This is a genomic window from Jannaschia sp. Os4 (genome assembly GCF_016820245.1).
Taxonomy (GTDB): domain Bacteria; phylum Pseudomonadota; class Alphaproteobacteria; order Rhodobacterales; family Rhodobacteraceae; genus Jannaschia.
Genome location: NZ_JAFCAR010000003.1, coordinates 735,944 through 752,786 on the forward strand (window position 1 = coordinate 735,944; position 16,843 = coordinate 752,786).

The following is a 16,843-nucleotide window of genomic DNA, read 5'->3' on the forward strand; positions in this document are numbered from 1 at the left end:
GGTGCGGGGCGTCCGCCCCCGTCCCTCGACAGGCTGGAGCGGCGGCGGACGCGCGATCCGCGCCTTCGGTCGAGGGGCCCCACCGTCGGGCCGAAGCTCAGGCGCACGACCTCCGGGCGGCGGCCCCTAGGCGCGACGGGATTTCGCGAGGTGGTCGAAGGCCACGAGGCCCACGGCGAGGGCGCCGCCGACCGCGACCACCAGCGGCACCTTCCAGAGCACGAGGATCGCGGCCGCCAATCGGAGGAGGACCTCCCAGCGGGCGAGGGCGGACCGGTCGAAGCCGGCCAAGGCGGAGGCGATCAGGTAGAGGGCCCCCGCCAGCCGCACGAGCAGCAGGAGCAGGGCGCCGACCTCGGTCTCCCCCGTGTAGCCGTCGAGCAGCACGCGGCGCCCCGTCGCGTCGGTGACGGTGACGGCCTCGGGGATCAGCAGGAGTTCGGGATACCACGCGAAGACGAAGGGGATGGTGAACATCACGATGCCGACCCGGACGGCCGAGAGGGCCGTTCGCATCGGCTCGGTCCGGGTGATGGAGGCGGCGGCGAAGGCGGCCACGGCCACGGGCGGCGTGATGGCCGAGGCGACCGCGAAGTAGAAGACGAACATGTTCGCGGTGAAGAAGCTGACGCCCAACTGCGCCAGCAACGGCCCCAGCAGCAGCGCCACGTTCACGTAGGCGGGCACGGTCGGCATCCCCATGCCCAGCAGGATGGCGCAGAGCATCGCGCAGGTGAGCGCCAGCATCAGGTAGACGCCGCCGGTGATCGGGATCTGGAGGCCAAGGACCGTCAGGGACGTGACTTGGGCCAGCCACGACGTCACCGCGCGGGTCAGCTCGCCGGTCAGGCCGCTCTCGTTGAGGAAGGCGGCGATGATCGACACCGCGAAGAGCAGCAGGAAGAGGCGCGAGATCAGCAGGCCGCCCTCGGCCAAGGCGACGGCGATCCGGGAGGGCCGCGCCCGCGTGCCGGGGTCCAGCAGCATCAGCGGCAGGAGCAGCGCGACCGCCCACCAGCCCGCCGAGACCGCGTCGCCCGCCGCGTTGACGATGGTCTGCACGACCGGGTCCGGCAGGATGGCCGCGAGCCATCCGCCCGCGATGGCGTCCTTGTTGCCGAGCAGCAGGAACAGGATCACCGCGATCGGCAGGAAGATGATCCACAGGTTCCGCCAGTCCTGGCGGTCCATGACGAGATCCTCGGGGATGTCGCGCATGGGCTCGACGGCCTCGCGGCGCGCTTGGAACATCACGGCGAGGAAGATCGAGAGGAAGAACGCGATGGCCGGGATGAAGGCGGCGGTGATGACCTTGGTGTAGGGCACCGCCGTCAGCGCCACGAGGACGAAGGCCGCGATGCCCATCACCGGCGGCATGATCTGCCCGCCCGACGACGCCGCCGCCTCGACCCCGCCCGCGAACTGGGGCGAGAACCCGTTGCGGCGCATCATCGGAATGGTCAGGCGCCCCGTTGACAGCACGTTCGTCACCGGCCCGCCCGTGATCGTCCCGAACATGGCCGAGGACACGATCGCCGCGTGCGCCGGGCCGCCGCGCAGGCCCCGCGTCCACCGCACCGCCAGCTTGATCAGCGAGGTCCCCCCCGCCGACGAGCCGAAGAGCGCGCCGAGCACCACGTAGGGGAAGACCTGGTTGATGATGATGTCCATGAACCGGCCCATGAACCCGTCGGGCGTGATGAACACGTTCGTCGCCTTCTGGACGGCGGCGGCCAGCGCGTCGCCGCCGTCGGCGCCCAGCTTGGTCAGCAGGAAGCTGTTGTCGCTCAGGTCGAGGACCCAGATCAGCGCCGTCACGACGGTGTAGAGGACGACGGTGCTGGCCACGATCACCAGCGGCAGGCCCCAGACCCGGACGTTGTAGGCGAAGAACAGCGCGATGATCCCGAAGAGCAGCGGCAGGCTCCAGACGCCCAGCCGGGCTCGGCAAGCGGGAACCTCGGCCTCCAGCGTGATGCCGGGGATCAGGCCGACCGACCGCTCGGCCGCGTCCGCGATGAGGCGCGCGCGCTCGCCGGTCACCTGGTCGATCAGGCAGACCGAGTCGATCTCGATCCAGTAGCCGAGCGCCCCCGCGAGGGCGGCGAGGACGAGGCCCGCGTCCAGCACGGCCCCGAGCCACGCGCGCTCCGGGCGGGTGACGCGCCATGCGCGATAGAGGCTCGCGTCGAGGGCGACGATCACCATCATCAGCACGAAGAGCGCCGGGAAGAGATACTCCGTCGGGAAGCCGGAGACGCGGAGGAAGCGGATGCCGGTGGCGCCGCGGGCCCAGTCCTGCAGGCCCGCGATCTCCGGCAAGGTGTTGGCCATGCCCACCACCACCAGCACGAACGCGAGGGACAGCGCGATGCGCTGCCCCGTCGACGTCGTCTCGGCCGGTTCGGTCACGCGCGGACCCTCCGCGGACGCCTAGGCGCTCACGGCTTCACGCAGTCGGCGATCGTGTGGCCCGCCTCCTCGTAGGCGCGCACCGCGCCCGCGTGCAGCTTCACCGTCACCGCGCCGCAGACGCCTTGGCTCGGGCCGTCGATGTCCCCGAAGCTGAGGAACAGGTAGGGGCCGCGGGGCGAGCCGGTCTCGAACCGCTCCTGCCCCGCGAGGTAGGCCTTGGTGATCTCGTAGGCGAGCTTCTCGTCCATCGTGGCGGGCACGATCTGGGCGAAGGCCAAGGCGAAGGTGTCGAACGTGTCGTCGTCCGTGACGATCGTGATGTCGTTGCCCGCGTAGGCGGCGCGATACTCGTCCACGGGGATGGAGTAGGGCGCGTTGCCGGGTGCGGCGAGGATCTGCTGGCCCAGCTCGCTCTCCAGCAGTTCGGACGGCATGTCGTAGAGCGTCGTCGCCCCCGCCGCCGCGATGGCGATCTGTCGCCCGGAGGGCAGGCCCTCGGGCAGCGTCCAGCCGTCCACCGCGCCGCCGGTGATCGTGGACACGGTGTCGGGCCACGGCGACTGCACGCCCTCGTAGCCCTCGCCGTCCTGCAGGCCGGACAGGAGCTGGATGGCGGCCCGGCCGGTCGTCAACGCGGCGCCGCGGGGCGGGCCGTTGTAGATGCGCTTGCCCTCGATGTCGCCCAGGCCTTGGATCGCGCCGCTGTCGTAATGGCCGAAGAGCTGCGCCGAGGGGGCCGAGAAGAACAGCGCCCGCAGGTTGCCCGCCAGTTCGGCGCCCCGCTCCGCGCCGACGGCGGAATAGGGGCCGACGCCGCGCGACAGCAGGAAGGGCAGGATCAGCGGCGCGGGCGCCATGTCGAGCTGCCCCTCGGCGACCGCTTGGACCGAGTTGGTCAGCGTGGCGCCCTCGGTGATCTGCATCGCCGCGACGCCTTCCGCGTCGAGGATCGCGGCCAGCGTGGTGTCGATGTAGTGCGGCGTGGAGCCCGGCGAGGTCGTCTCGGCCGTCAGCGTGACCTGCGCGATGCTCGCGGCCGGCAGAAGGGCCAGCACCGCCCCGGCGATGGTTGTCTTGAACATGTCTCTCTCCCTTGGCGGCGCGACGGCGCGCGGGGACACCCCGCTCCCCCGGGGCTCCCATCGTCAAGGTTCCAGAAATTATGTGACTTGTCACGCAAAATTCCGGCTGCTCTTATCGGCGGCGGGAGGTCCCATGACCGCAGATCAGCTAGACCGCGCCGAACGGTGCGAGGCCCGGCGCCGCGCGCAGCGGCGCAACCTCTTCGGGCGTGTGCAGGCGGCCGCCTCGGCGTCCCGGACGCAGGCCCAGCGGCTGCTGCGGGCCAAAGGCGACCTCTCGATCACCGAGTGGCGCGTGCTCTGGGACCTCGCCGAGGCCGGCCCCCTGACCGTGACCGAGATGGCCTCGATCCAGCGCACGGACCACGCGCTCGTCAGCCGCGCCGTCCCGTCCCTTGCCAAGAAGGGCCTCGTGACAACCACGACCGGCGCGGACGACCGCCGCACGTCCTCCGTCGCGCTGACCCCGGCGGGCCGGTCCGCCTTCGAGGCGACCGCGGGGACCATGTCCGCGCGCCGCGCCGCGCTGGCGGCCACCTTCTCGCAGGCCGAGATGGACACGTTCCTCGACCTGATCGGCCGCTTCGAGCGGTTCGTCGAAGGCCCCGTGCCGCCGCTCGCCGAGACCGGAGGCGCGTGATGGCCCGCACCCCCAACGTCCTGTGGATCATGGCGGACCAGCTCCGGTTCGACTACCTCAGCTGCACCGGGCATCCCCATCTCCACACGCCGCATATCGACGCCTTGGCGGCGCGGGGCGTCCGCTTCGACCGGGCCTACGTCCAGTCGCCGGTCTGCGGGCCGTCGCGCATGTCCGCCTACACGGGCCGCTACGTGCGCAGCCACGGCTCGACGTGGAACGGGATGCCGCTGCGGGTGGGGGAGCCGACGCTGGGCGACCACCTTCGCGACGCGGGCGCCCGCGCCGTCCTCGTCGGCAAGACGCACATGATCGCGGACCGCGAGGGGATGGCGTGGCTCGGCATCGACCCGGCCAGCGAGATCGGCGTGCGCCGCTCCGAATGCGGGTTCGAGCCCTTCGAGCGCGACGACGGCCTGCACCCCGACAGCCAGCGCCAGAACTGGTCCGCCTACGACGACTACCTCGTGGCGCACGGCTACGAGAGCGAGAACCCGTGGGAGGACTTCGCCAACTCCGGGCTGGACGACGACGGCGAGCTGCTCTCGGCGTGGCTGCTCAAGAACTCCCGCCTGCCGGCGAACGTGCCGGAAGAGCATTCCGAGACCGCCTACATGACGGACCGGGCCATCGCCTTCATGGAGGAGGCCGAGCGGGACGGGCGCCCGTGGATGTGCCACCTCAGCTACATCAAGCCGCACTGGCCCTACATCGTGCCCGCGCCCTACCACGACATGTACGACGAGCGGCACATCGTGGACCCGGTCCGCAGCCGGGCCGAGCGCGACACCGACCATCCGCTGATGCGCGCCTATCTCGACGCCCGCGTCTGCCGCAGCTTCTCGCGCGACCATGTCCGCCGCCACGTGATCCCGGCCTACATGGGCCTCATCAAGCAGCTCGACGACAACCTCGGGCGCCTCTTCGCGTGGATGGACGAGACGGGGCGGAGCGAGGACACGATCGTCGCCTTCACCTCCGACCACGGCGACTACATGGGCGACCACTGGATGGGGGATAAGGATTTCTACCACGAGATGGCGGTGAAGGTGCCGCTGATCGTGGCCGACCCCCGGCCCGAGGCCGACGCGACCCGCGGCACGGTCTCGGACGCGCTGGTCGAGATGATCGACCTCGCGCCGACCTTCATGGCCGCCTTGGGCTGCGAGGCGAAGCCGCACGTGATCGAGGGGCGCGACCTGACGCCGATCCTGCATGGGCGGGACGGCTTCTCCCGCCGCTACGCGATCAGCGAGCACGACTACCACTGGTCCGAGATGGCGGCGACGCTGGACGTCCCGCAGGAGGATGCCCGCACCACGATGATCTTCGACGGCCGCTGGAAGTATGTCCGCTGCGAGGGCTTCGCGCCCATCCTCTTCGACCTGGAGGCCGACCCGGACGAGGTGGTCGACATCGGACGGTCCGAGGCGCCGGAGCACGCCGCCGTCCGCGCCCGGATGGAGGCCGCCCTGCTGGACTGGGCCACGCGCCACCACACCCGGATCACCGCGACCCCCGCCGTGCTGGCCCGCCAGAAGACGGCGGCGAAGGACGGCATCCTGATCGGCTTCTGGGACGAGGACGAGTACGAGCGCGCCGTCGGCCAGGCCTTCTCCGACCTGAAGCCCCGGGGGAAGGGGTAGGGGAGGGGGCATTCGGTATGCCTCGGTGCGTCCGCTGTGCCCGTGTCCACCGTCGCGCGCCGGTCGTCGACCTCACCGACGGAGCTTGTCACTGGACCTGCGTCACTTCACGCCCGTCGCGATGTCCGCGCTCACGAACAGGCGCTGGAGCAGGGCGAAGACGACGACCACCGGCAGGATCGAGATCGCCAGCGCCGCCTGCTGGAGCGACTTCTGGTCGAGATCCTCGAAGGCGCCCTGCAGCAGGTAGATGCCCACGGGCAGCGTCTGGAGGTCGGGCGCGGTGCGGGTCACCGTCATCGTCCAGATGAACTCGTTCCAGTGGTAGACGAAGGAGAACAGCGTCAGCGTCGCGATGGCGGGCTTGACCAAGGGCAGCATGATCCGCCGGAAGATCGCCCATTCCGACGCCCCGTCGAGCCGCGCCGCCTCGGCGAGGTCCTCGGGGATCGTGAGGAAGAACTGCCGCATCAGGAACACGCCGTACCACGTCACCACGAAGGGCAGCACGAGCGCGGCGTAGGTCCCGAGCAGTCCCGCGCCGCCCTGTCCGGCCATGTCGTTGCCGCCCATCAGCGGCACGAAGCGCAGGATGAAGAAGATCGGGATGATGAAGAGGAAGAACGGGAACATCTGCGCGCCCACGACCATGCGGAAGATCGAGGCGCGCCCCGCGAAGCGGTAGCGGGCCAGCGCGTAGCCGGCCATCGTCGAGGTGGCGACTTGGCACCCCGTGATCGTCGCCGTGACCACCACCGAGTTGAGGAGCCACGTCCCGATCGGCAGTTCGCGGAACACGCGGGCGTAGACCCCCCATTGCGGATCCGAGGGGAAGTAGCGCGGCGGGTTGGCGAACACGTCCGCGGGCGAGCGCAGCGCGCCGACGAACATGTCCGCGAAGGGCAGCACCGTGACGAGCGCCCCCAGCGCCAGCGCCACGTACTTCAGGGCGCCGCCGAGGCCCCGCAGCGGGTGGCGGCGCGGACGGACGACCCGCGCCTGCGCGGCGGCGCCCGCCCGCTGCCCCTCGGCGATCGTCATGCCCGCTCCCGCAGGAGGCGGAACTGCACGAGGCTGAGCACCGCGATCAGGGCGAAGAGGATCAGCGCGGCGGCCGAGGCGCGCCCCATGCGCAGGTCCTCGAACGCCATGCGGTAGGCGTAGAGCGCGGTCACGTCCGTGGCCCCGCGCGGCCCGCCCCCGGTCATGGCGAGGATCAGGGCGAAGAAGCCCATCCCGGTGATGAAGGAGGTGATCGTCACGAAGATCGCCGCCGGACGGATGATCGGCAGCGTGATCGAGCGCAGCGTCCGCCACGCCGACGCCCCGTCGAGCTCCGCCGCCTCGTAGATCTCCCGGTCCACGCCCTCCAAGGCGGCGGAGAACACCAGCATGTTCTTGCCCGCGTCGTACCAGACCATCACGAGGATCACGCTGACCATCGCCATCACGGGGTCGGTCAGCCAGTCCGGCCCGCGCAGGCCGACCGCGCCCAGCATCCGGTTGATCAGCCCGTATCTGTCGTCGAGCACGAACTGCCACAGGTAGGCGATGGCCACGATGTTGGTCAGTTGGGGCAGGTAGTAGATCGACCGCCAGACCGCCTTGCCCCGCGCGCGCGAGAAGACGAAGGCGAGGCCCAGCGAGATCGGGACGACGAGGACGACGAAGCCCACCGCGAAGACGAACGTGTTCGCGAGCGAGCGCAGAAAGTCATCGTCGCGGGTGAGCAGGAACTCGAACTGCCGCATCCCCACCCATGACGGCGTGCCGAGCGGGTTCCACCGCGTGAAGGCGAGGTAGACCGAGAAGCCCAAGGGCAGGATCAGGAAGACCGCCGCGAAGACCAGCAGCGGCGCGAGGAACAGCCAAGGGGCGGGGCCGGGGACCTCGGCCCCCGGCTCTGGGTCGCGTCCGCTCATCGGACGGGCGGCGTCACTGGAACTCGAACAGGATGTCCTCGACCTCGCCGTTGAGGTCCTCCAGCGCGGCGCCGACCTCGGCCTCGCCCGCGAGCACCTCCTCGAAGGTGCGGGCCATCGTGCGCTCGATCTCGGAGGCCTGCATCACGTTGGGCTGGCTGACGACACGGTCCTCGGCCAAGGCGTCCACGTAGGGCTGCGTGAAGGCGTCCGGCGTGGGCAGGGCGGCGGTGTCGGCGGCGGAGGCCGTCAGCGCACCAAGCCCGTCGAGCATCTGCGCCACGCAGGACGGCTCGCCGTCGCGCGGCTCGTTGAGATGGCGCACCAAGGCCCACGCGTCGTCCTGGCGGTCGGACCCGCTGTCGACGCCCATGAAGAACGCGTATTGCAGCGTCCGCCAGTCCTCGCCCATCGGGATGGCCGACACCACCACGTCGTCGAGCGAGCCGAGGCCGTCCTCGATCGCGCTCTCGTACCAGTTGGCCATGATCATCATCGCCGCGCCCCCGGCGGGGAAGGCGTCGTAGGCGTCCACGGTCGGGTCCACGATCCCGTCGCGCACGAGGCCCGCCATCCGCTCCAAGGCGGCCTGCCCGGCCTCGGACGATAGCTGGACCTCGCCGTCCGCGCCATAGGGCGCGCCGCCCTCGGAGGCGGTCAGGGCATACCACGGATGGACCATCCCCGCGCCCGACCCGGACTGGAAGAAGGCGAAGCCCGCCGTGTCCGTGCGGCCTTGCTCGTTGGTGGTCTGCACGGCCTCGGCCATCTCGCGCAGCTCGTCCCACGTCGCGGGCGGCGCGTCGAAGCCCGTCTCGCGCAGCAGCGCCATGTTCGAGACCAGCATGTAGACCGACACCTCCGTCGGCACGCCGTAGAGCGTCCCGCCGATGGTCGCCGCCTCGACCGTGCCGCCCGCGTAGCCGTCGCGCACGAACGCCTCGAGGTCGTCCGGCACGGGCGCGAGCACCCCGTTCTCGACCATCTGCGCGCCCCAGACCGCGCCGTAGACGTTGTAGATGTCCGGCGACTGCCCCGCGAGGCGCCCGGTCAGCACCGTCTGGAGGTAGTCGCCATAGCTGATCTGCTGGTACTCCGCCGCGCCGCCGTCCCACGCCTCGATGCAGGCGATCAGGGGGGCCGCCTGCTCCTGCGTGTAGTGCATGGCGACCTGGAGCGGCGCGTCCTGCGCGGACGCGGCGGAGGCCGCCATCGCGGCACCGATGGCGAGGGGGATCGTGCGTCGGGACATGGCAGGGCTCCTTCCGTGGGTCGCCGCTTCCGCGGCGGGGCATCCCCGGCACCATAGCGCGCTGATTTGATGCAGAAAGAACAAACGACGCCGCAGCGGGCCCGGGATCGGCGGTCACCCGGCCCATCTGTCCGCGGCGCCGTCGTCGGCGGCGTCCCCCGTCGCGACGGGATCGCAGGGCCTCCTCGGGAGGGCGCGATCCGCGTCTTCCCCGCTCGTCCACTACGCAGGCGCAACGCGTCAGTGGGACGGCCGCAAGCAGCGCATCGGAAGGGCCTCAGCTATCGCGATCCAGATGCGTCGCGTAACCTCACGTCGGAGGGCGAACCTGCTCCAGTAGATCACCGACCTATCCCCCCAGACTCGATCAGCCCGCCGATGAGCCGGATCGCAGAAGGGGATGCGGCGAAGGTCGAATGGTTGTTCCCGCCCTCGCCATGGTCGGTAAGGTCGATCACGGTGATCCCTTGGGCGCGGAGGCGTCCAACGTCGTCGGTCGAGCCGAGCCGCTCGGTCTGTCGCGTCAGGAAGGCCGAGAGGCCGAGCGCACGATCGGCTTGGCTGACGGTCAGGACGAACCGGTCGGGTCGGGGCCCGACCCGGTCCAACTCGGACCGAAACAGCTCGATCCCGATGTCGGGCGATACGAGAACGATCCCGTTGAGCCGCAGGGCGATGCCCGGGCGCGCCGCCGACATCCGCGCCAGTGTCTCCATCGACAGGAAGGCCCCCATGGAGTGCCCGACGAGCGTGACGCGGCCGGGTACGCGGTCGATCAGATAGAGCAGGAGCGCTTCGAGATCGGTCCGCGCCGCGAGCGCAGCATCGCGATCGGCCACGTATCCGGTCGCGCGTGCGACGGAGGGCCAATGGAAGGTGATCTGCGGCCCGCCACCCGCACCGGCATCGACGTAGTCATGGGCGATCTGGGCGTGACGGAAGACGGACTCGGCGGCCGTGTTGTTGTAGCCGTGGACGAAGACATGGACCTCCTCGCCCGGTCCGAGGGAGGCGATGGCGGCATCGGCCAAGGCGTCTGCCGAGCCGAGATCGCGCGCCGCAGCGATCGTGAAGCTGCGGTTCGGGTCACCGCCGGGGGCATGTTCGATCCGACCGGGACGATGGTTCGGTGGGATCGAGACGTCCACCAGCGCGGCGCTCAACCCATGTCCTCCCGAGGTCCGCAATCCGGCGATCGCGCGATCGGCGGCAAGGAGGTGGATGCGCTGCATGACGGGAGTGACATCGTTCGATGATGCGGAGATCGGTGCGACGAAGTGCATTCGGCCGCCGCAAGCCGTCACCGACGTTGCGAGGCCGCCGAGGAGGACGGCCCGGCGGGCCGGTCGGAGCTGACCGGGTCCGAACGTGACGGACCGGTGCCGTATCCGCGTCGCCATCACGCCGCCTCCTCGACGGGACGGTCGTCGGCCGTCCGGAGGCGTCCGTCGAGGTGGAGGTTCTGGGTCGGGAACGCGAACTCCGCCCCCGCTCCTTCGACGGCGTCCACGATCCGAAGGAACAGCTCCTCCTGGATCGCGAGATAGGCGTTCCAGTCCTCCGCCTGGACATAGGCGAAGAGTTCGACGTCCTTGCTATGTGCGCCGAGCGCGGTGAGCCGGACGCGCGCCGGATCGGGCAGGACGTCCGGATCATCATGCAGGATCGTGCGAAGCGCGGAGAGGACCATCCGCAGGGTTCGGCCGTCGGTGTCGTAGGTGAGATTGATCGTATGGTGGAAGAGGAACTGGTCCCGGTGGGTGAAGTCCTCGAGATGGAGGTTCGAGAACTCTCCGTTGGGCACGGTGACCACGGTCCGGCCCAGCGTCCGAATGCGCGTGGAGCGGATGCCGATGGCCTCGACGGTTCCGAGGGTCGGTCCGAAGCGACAGAATTCGCCCACCCGGACCGGGCGGTCGGCGATCAGCGTCACCGAGCCGATGAGGTTCTCCATGAGCTTCTGCGCGCCGAGGGCGAGGGCGAGGCCGCCTACGCCCAACGCCGCGAGCCCCGCGGTGATGTCGATGCCGAGCGCGCGCAGGGCGATGGCCGCGAAAATCGCCACGAGCAGGGCCTTCACGACCCGCGAGAAGAAGGTGACGGCGGAGAAGGCCGTGACCTGGCCACGTCGGGACATGCCGTCCAGAAGCGCGCCTGCCCCTGCATCGACCGCGCGCCAGAGGATCCACGCCACCGATAGCCAGAGCGCGAGGCCCGCGAGCCAATCGAGCTGGGCGCGGGCGACGACGGAGACGCCGAGGAAGCGTGCCCCGGCCGTGAAGATCAGCACGGCCAGAAGGAGACGAAGCGGCGCGCTTGACAGGGCGACGAAGCGTCCGAGACGACCGTCGCCGCCGGTGGTGTAGCGTCCGACGATCCCCCGGAAGGCCACGAGCAGCCACGCTGCCCCGTAGGCGAAGGCAGCATATCCCAAGAGGACGAGCCAGTCCCGCGTCGGTGCGCCGAACAGCGTCGGGCCTTCTGGGAAATCGGCGATCCAGTCCCCCAGTGAGCTGTCGATGAGATCGCGCGTGTCGAGCGCGAGCATCGCCGCGATGCTCTCGTCCGAGATCCGCCAGACCTCCGTTTCGCCGCCTTCGGGCGTGAGCCCTCGCGCCGCGAGCATGGGCACGTCTTCCCCGTCGGGGGCCGCGAGGCTCCCGATGCGTTCGAGGTTCGGCGCGAGCCCGTCGTCGAGACGTCCACTTGCGGCCATGCTCAATTCGGAGGTCGCCGTGAGATGCCCGGCCACGTCCAAGGCCGCCTGGACGCGCCGCAGCTGCAAGACGTTGAGACCCTCAACCCCTTCGGGCGCGGCGACGTATGGCTCGGACCTGCTCGGATCGCCTGCCGCAAGCGCGCCGAGGAAGCCCTCGACGAGACCGCGCGGCGTCTCCCTGCCGTGCGGGTCGATCGGGGCCTGCACAGCCTCCTCGCCTGCCGCGCCAGGCAATCCCGGGATCTGCGTCGAGACCGGCGTCGTAATCAACGCGGGAGCGAGGATCATGAGCAGCGTCGCGACCCTCCAAAAGGTCTTGCGGACCGCGGAGCTCGAGTGCCCCGATCGCCGGTGGAGGATGGATGGTCTCATGCCGGTTCCTCGGTAAGGTTCGATGCGGCCCGGCCCGACCTCGCAGACCTCGGCGGGCATCTTCGACGTCTGCGTGCCGGCTCAATCTCGGATGAGGGACATCAAGGTGGTCCAGTCGACCATCTGCCAACTCTCGGCGATGGCGCCGTCCTCGATCCGGTGCAGCGCGATGCCCCCGAACGCGACGTCGCGCCCCGTCGCGGGCACGCCGAAGAGGTCGCCCGTATGGCGTCCGGTCACGGTCCCCCTCACGGTGATCGTGTCGTCGGACATCTGGAGGTCGTCGATCGAGAAGTCGGCGTCCGAGAGCCCTGCGGTGATCCGCGCGATCTCGTCCAGGAATCCGCTCGTGTCTCCGTCCGGGACGGATGGTGAGGGACCGCGATCGACCCACTCGGGTGAGAGGATGCCACGCAGCGTATCGGCGTCCCCCTCGACGAGGGCGGCGTAGTAGCGCTCGACCATGTCGGTCGCGCGATCGCGCTCCAGGAGGGGCGAGGCCAGCGCGTCGGCGAAGTGGCCCACGTCGGGCTGGGCCGACTTCAAGCGAACGTAGCCGAGCACGTAGTTGTCGCGCTTAGGGTCGAGGACGAGGAATTCGCCTTCGAAGACCCTGAACTGCGTCAACTCCTCGATGTTGGTGTAATGGCTCACGACGAGCAGAGGGCCTGGCCTGGTCGCGCTACCCTCCCAGCCCGAGACGAGTGCGCGGAGCGGCGACACGTCCGTCGAGCCGCGCAGTGACAGGAGCAGGTTCAGCCCGGGCTCCGTGCGGTGGGGGATCGCCTCGGGCAGGGATGCATCGATCCGTTCCATCCCCTCGAGCAGGGCCGAGAGCGTCTGCTGGTTGCGGCACCACTGGCTGACGACGATCTCGGCGGGCAGGATGTCGTTGACGGCCATCAGCGCGCCGAGGTCGCGCATGTTGCGCGTGCCGTCGGGGCTGAGGATCCGCTGATTGGCGCAGTCGTCGGGCGCCACGCCCTTCTCGTCGAGCTTGGACCAGTCCGTCGGCCCATGCCGCATGAGGAAGACCACGTCGTCGCGCATGAACATCTCTTCGAGCTGCTGGTAGGGCTCGAAGCGGAGCGCGTCGTCGACCTCGACCGGCCCGCCCGCCTCGACGGTCATCTCCCCCATGTGGGTCGAGATCTGGCGCACCTCCTGCGCTGGCGCGGCCGTGGCCAGCAACGTGGCGGCGATCATCGTGGGAAGACGTGTCATCGTACCCTCCAGTCAGCGGACGAGCGCGTTGCGCATCGCGATGTTGAAGATGAAGCCAGAGAGGTACTCCTCCCGGCTCAGCGTCCCGTCGCCGTCGCGGTCGGCGTAGCGGGCGGAATGGGCGGCAGCGGCGACATGCTCCGATGGAGTGACGCGTCCGTCGTCATCGCGGTCGAAGATGTCGAAGACCACGTTGACCGTCGCGCGGAACGCCTCGTCCCGCCCGCGGAATGCGGCGAGGTCCGCGAAGCCGTATTCCCAGCCGACCATCTCGTCGCGCGTCACGGCGCCGTCTCCGTCCGCGTCGATCGATGGGAAGACCGCTTTCGCCAACGCGTCGACCTCCGGATACGAAATCCTCCCATCCCCATCCGCATCGGCGGTTTCGGCCATGCGCTCGACCATGGCCCTCCCGTAATCAGGGGTGCCGTCGTAGCTCTCTTGCGCGGCGACGGGGGCGGCGAGCAGGATCAGGGCGATAAGGCGCATCATGCCGGGGCTCCTTCCGGTTCAGGCGTGGAGTCGGCGCGGACGTCGCGGGCGAAGAGCGCCGCGTAGAGCAACGGGACGACCCCTAGGGTGAGCGCCGTGCCGACGAAGAGGCCGGCGGCCATCACGGCCGCCATGCCGTAGAAGAGCGGGTCGTTCGACAGGATCAGAGGCAGGAGTCCCAGCACCGTCGTGAGCGTGGTCATGACGATGGGGCGCAGGCGGCGGGCCGCCGCGTCGATGATCGCGTCATGGCCCGATTTTCCGTCGGCCCGCTCGATGTCGATCCGGTCGATCAGGACGATCGCGTTGTTGAGGATGATCCCCGCCAGGGACAGCATGCCAAGTATCGGCATGAACCCGAAGTTGGCCCCGAAGAGACGCAGACCGAGGGCCACGCCTGTGACGATCAGCGGAACGGTCGCGAGGATGACGAGCGGCCGGCGAAACGAGTTGAACTGCGCCACCAGCAGCACGACCATGATCCCGAAGCAAAGCGGCATGTTCACGAGGAGCGACGCGCGCCCTTCCGCGGATTGCGTGATAATCCCGTCGAACTCGATGGAGTGGTTCGGCGGAAGCTCGGCGCGCAGCTCGTCGAGCGCGCCCTCGATCTGCGGCGCCATGTCCTCGGCGGCGGCCTCGGTCGAACGGGCTTGGACCGTTACGGTCCGCATCAGGTTCTCCCGCTCGATCCGGGCATATCCGTTGGCGAGCCGCACGTCGGCCACCTGCGCGAGCGGAACGGCAGTGCCGTCCGCGCCGAAGACGGCGAGCGTTCGGATGCGGTCGAGATCGGTGCGCTCGGCCTCCGAGGCACGCGCGATCACCGGGATTACGTCGTCGCCCTCGCGGTACTCGGTGACGGCGCGGCCGGAGTAGAAGGACGACATGGACCGGGCGACGTCGGCCGAGGTCACGCCTGCGCGCCGGGCCCGGTTCTGGTCCACCTCGACCACTAGGCGTTGGATGCGGTTCTCCCAGTCCTGGCGAATGTCGATGGCCCCCGGGATCTCGGCCAAGGCCATCTCGATCCGGCCGGCCATGGCGTAGAGGAGGTCGCGATCCGGTCCCTTGACTTGGACCTCGAGGATCGAGCTGTCGGAGGGGCCGAGGAACATCGTCGTGACCCTGGCCTGGACGTCCGGCAGGGCCCGGGTCAGGTGGTCGCGCAGCTCCTCGACCGCCCGCCCGACGTTCTCGGGGGCATCCACGTTGGCGATCAGCACCGCGCGGTTCGGCGCGGGGTCGATTGGGGTGAGCGAGAGGACGAAGCGGGGACCGCCGTAGCCGACATAGGCGACCTGGTCCTCCAGCCAGTCGAAGCGGTCGGCCGTGAGGCTGGGAAGGAGGTCACGCACCTGCGCCTCGGTCGCGTCCGCGGTGACGCCCGCCGGAAGGTCGAGATAGGTGATGATCTGCGCGCGGTCCGACCCGGGAAAGAACCGGCTCGGCGCGGTCGCGACGCCTGCCGCGCCTCCAATGAAGCAGGCCACGACCACGAGGCCGGAGATCAGCCGGTGCGACAGGACCCAGCCGAGGAGGCGTCGGTAGCTCGCGATCAGCGGGTCGAACATGCGCTCGTTCCACGGCCTCTTGGCGTCCGGGTCCGGTGCCGTCGCGAAGCGGTGGCAGAGGATCGGGGTGACGGTCATCGCCACCAGCCAAGAAAGGCTCAGCGCGATCGCGATCACGATGGAGATCGACCGGGTGTATTCGCCAGCCACGTGCTCCGCGAGCATGAGCGGCAGGAACACGAGGACCGTCGTGGCCGTCGACGAGAGGAGCGGGAGCGACAGTTCCTTGCCGACGCCGTCCAACGCGGCGTCGCGATCGTCGCCCTGCGCGAGACGGGTCTTGAAGTCCTCGGCGACCACGACCCCGCCATCCACGAGAAGGCCGAGCGCGATCACCAGCGTGGCGAGGCTCATCCGCTCGAGCGGCAGGCCGAGGAAGCCCATGACCGCCAAGGTCGCCAACATCACGATCGGGACGATCGCGCCCACGATGAAGCCGGTGCGGAAGCCGAGCAGCAGCACGACCACGGCCAGCACGATGCCGAGCGTCTGGAGGACGCTGATCGTGACGCCGTAGACCGCACGCTCGACGGGGACGGATTGGTCAGTGATCGCGTCCAGCGCCGTGCCGACGGGCAGGTCGGCGCGCAAGGCCTCCAGCCGCTCCTCGAGAAGGGGGATGAAGGCGAGGACGTTCTGGCCCTCCTGCATCGACACGGCGAGCACGATCGCGGGCTCCCCTTGGTAGAACGCGGCCTGCGGGATCGGATCGGCATAGTCCCGGCGCACCTCGGCCACGTCGCGCAGCGCGATCGTGCCGCCATCCGGGGTGCGGATCAGCGCATCGCGCAGATCGTCCAAGGTCCGGAAATCGCCGGTGGGCTCGATCAGGAAGGCCTTGTCCCCGGTGTCGATCTCTCCGCCCGGGCGGATGACGTTCTGGGCGCGCAAAGCGCCGATGATCGCCTCCGTCGAGATGCCCAGCTCGGCCAGTTGCGTGTTGCGCGTCTCGACGTAGATGCGCTCGGGGCGAAGGCCGCTGACCTCGACCCTCTTGGCGCCGGGCACGGCGACCAGCATGTCGCGGACGTGGTCGGAGAGTTCCTCAAGCTCGGCCAGCGTGTAGTCCGGGCCTCGCAGGGCCACGGTCATGACCGCCACGTCGCCCACGTCGTCCGTCACCACGGGCGGCGTGGCGCCGTCGGGGAGATCCGGGGCCGCTCGTTCGACGAGAACCCGCAGATCGTCCCAGATCTGGTCCAGTTCGAAGAAGCGGTCGGCCACCTCGACGTGGATGATCGACAAGCCGTTGGTCGACGAGGACCGGATCTCCTCGACCTCCGGCATCGTGTTGATCGCCACTTCGAGGGGCTTCGTGACCAGTTGCTCCATCCGTTCGGGCGACAGGCCGGGATAGCGTGTCGTGACGATGGCCTCGCGGATCGTGATCGCGGGGTCCTCCTGCGCGGGCAGCGTCAGGTAGGAATAGGCGCCGAACGCCATCAGGATGGCGACGAGGAAGAAGACGAGGCGGGGATAGCGGGAGGCGGGGCGGGTCAGCATCG

The 16,843-nt window shown here is 69.8% G+C and carries 12 protein-coding genes; 2 read left to right on the top strand and 10 right to left on the bottom strand.

Translation table 11 applies throughout. From position 1 onward, the window contains the following. Window positions 1–126: 126 nt before the first annotated feature. Window positions 127–2,412: a TRAP transporter fused permease subunit gene (locus JQC91_RS08615; RefSeq protein WP_203286389.1), complete on the bottom strand. Its 2,286-nt coding sequence runs from the start codon at window positions 2,410–2,412 to the stop codon at window positions 127–129. Between the two features lie 29 nt (window positions 2,413–2,441). Then, entirely contained in the window at window positions 2,442–3,497 is a 1,056-nt protein-coding gene (locus JQC91_RS08620; protein ID WP_203286390.1) for a TAXI family TRAP transporter solute-binding subunit, read from the bottom strand. Between the two features lie 133 nt (window positions 3,498–3,630). On the opposite strand from JQC91_RS08620, the gene JQC91_RS08625 reads away from it, so the two are divergent. Together JQC91_RS08625 and JQC91_RS08630 are read left to right on the top strand one after the other, a co-directional pair. Beyond that, a complete protein-coding gene (locus JQC91_RS08625) occupies window positions 3,631–4,137 on the top strand; it encodes a MarR family transcriptional regulator (RefSeq protein WP_203286391.1) in 507 nt (168 codons plus the stop codon). Next, complete coding sequence (locus tag JQC91_RS08630; protein ID WP_203286392.1) at window positions 4,137–5,783, top strand: sulfatase-like hydrolase/transferase; 1,647 nt, start codon at window positions 4,137–4,139, stop codon at window positions 5,781–5,783. The genes JQC91_RS08625 and JQC91_RS08630 overlap by 1 nt, the downstream gene beginning before the upstream one ends. Before the next feature lie 102 nt (window positions 5,784–5,885). Here the strand turns inward: JQC91_RS08630 and JQC91_RS08635 are convergent, their stop codons facing one another. The 8 genes from JQC91_RS08635 to JQC91_RS08670 form a co-directional block, all read right to left on the bottom strand. Then, the gene (locus JQC91_RS08635) at window positions 5,886–6,824 is read right to left on the bottom strand and encodes a carbohydrate ABC transporter permease (protein WP_203286393.1); all 939 of its coding nucleotides are present in this window, start codon (window positions 6,822–6,824) and stop codon (window positions 5,886–5,888) included. Then, window positions 6,821–7,705, bottom strand: coding sequence for a sugar ABC transporter permease (locus JQC91_RS08640; RefSeq protein WP_203286394.1), 885 nt, complete (start codon window positions 7,703–7,705; stop codon window positions 6,821–6,823). The genes JQC91_RS08635 and JQC91_RS08640 overlap by 4 nt, the downstream gene beginning before the upstream one ends. Before the next feature lie 13 nt (window positions 7,706–7,718). Further along, window positions 7,719–8,957: an extracellular solute-binding protein gene (locus tag JQC91_RS08645; RefSeq protein ID WP_203286395.1), complete on the bottom strand. Its 1,239-nt coding sequence runs from the start codon at window positions 8,955–8,957 to the stop codon at window positions 7,719–7,721. Window positions 8,958–9,298: 341 nt separating this feature from the next. Next, complete coding sequence (locus JQC91_RS08650) at window positions 9,299–10,240, bottom strand: alpha/beta fold hydrolase (protein WP_203286396.1); 942 nt, start codon at window positions 10,238–10,240, stop codon at window positions 9,299–9,301. A gap of 116 nt (window positions 10,241–10,356) precedes the next feature. Then, a complete protein-coding gene (locus JQC91_RS08655; protein ID WP_203286397.1) occupies window positions 10,357–11,742 on the bottom strand; it encodes a mechanosensitive ion channel family protein in 1,386 nt (461 codons plus the stop codon). A gap of 387 nt (window positions 11,743–12,129) precedes the next feature. Continuing rightward, window positions 12,130–13,272 (bottom strand): ester cyclase, encoded by a 1,143-nt coding sequence (locus tag JQC91_RS08660; RefSeq protein WP_203286398.1) that lies wholly within the window; start codon window positions 13,270–13,272, stop codon window positions 12,130–12,132. A gap of 12 nt (window positions 13,273–13,284) precedes the next feature. Continuing rightward, window positions 13,285–13,764 (bottom strand): hypothetical protein, encoded by a 480-nt coding sequence (locus JQC91_RS08665; protein WP_203286399.1) that lies wholly within the window; start codon window positions 13,762–13,764, stop codon window positions 13,285–13,287. Beyond that, window positions 13,761–16,841 (bottom strand): efflux RND transporter permease subunit, encoded by a 3,081-nt coding sequence (locus JQC91_RS08670; protein WP_203286400.1) that lies wholly within the window; start codon window positions 16,839–16,841, stop codon window positions 13,761–13,763. The genes JQC91_RS08665 and JQC91_RS08670 overlap by 4 nt, the downstream gene beginning before the upstream one ends. Window positions 16,842–16,843: the final 2 nt, after the last annotated feature.

What these genes read in the sequence shown, in the direction of transcription:
- JQC91_RS08620 (WP_203286390.1), bottom strand. Translation starts at nt 3,497, where the DNA reads ATGTTCAAGACAACCATCGCCGGGGCGGTGCTGGCCCTTCTGCCGGCC.
- JQC91_RS08625 (WP_203286391.1), top strand. Translation starts at nt 3,631, where the DNA reads ATGACCGCAGATCAGCTAGACCGCGCCGAACGGTGCGAGGCCCGGCGC.
- JQC91_RS08630 (WP_203286392.1), top strand. Translation starts at nt 4,137, where the DNA reads ATGGCCCGCACCCCCAACGTCCTGTGGATCATGGCGGACCAGCTCCGG.
- JQC91_RS08635 (WP_203286393.1), bottom strand. Translation starts at nt 6,824, where the DNA reads ATGACGATCGCCGAGGGGCAGCGGGCGGGCGCCGCCGCGCAGGCGCGG.
- JQC91_RS08640 (WP_203286394.1), bottom strand. Translation starts at nt 7,705, where the DNA reads ATGAGCGGACGCGACCCAGAGCCGGGGGCCGAGGTCCCCGGCCCCGCC.
- JQC91_RS08645 (WP_203286395.1), bottom strand. Translation starts at nt 8,957, where the DNA reads ATGTCCCGACGCACGATCCCCCTCGCCATCGGTGCCGCGATGGCGGCC.
- JQC91_RS08650 (WP_203286396.1), bottom strand. Translation starts at nt 10,240, where the DNA reads ATGCACTTCGTCGCACCGATCTCCGCATCATCGAACGATGTCACTCCC.
- JQC91_RS08660 (WP_203286398.1), bottom strand. Translation starts at nt 13,272, where the DNA reads ATGACACGTCTTCCCACGATGATCGCCGCCACGTTGCTGGCCACGGCC.
- JQC91_RS08665 (WP_203286399.1), bottom strand. Translation starts at nt 13,764, where the DNA reads ATGATGCGCCTTATCGCCCTGATCCTGCTCGCCGCCCCCGTCGCCGCG.
- JQC91_RS08670 (WP_203286400.1), bottom strand. Translation starts at nt 16,841, where the DNA reads ATGCTGACCCGCCCCGCCTCCCGCTATCCCCGCCTCGTCTTCTTCCTC.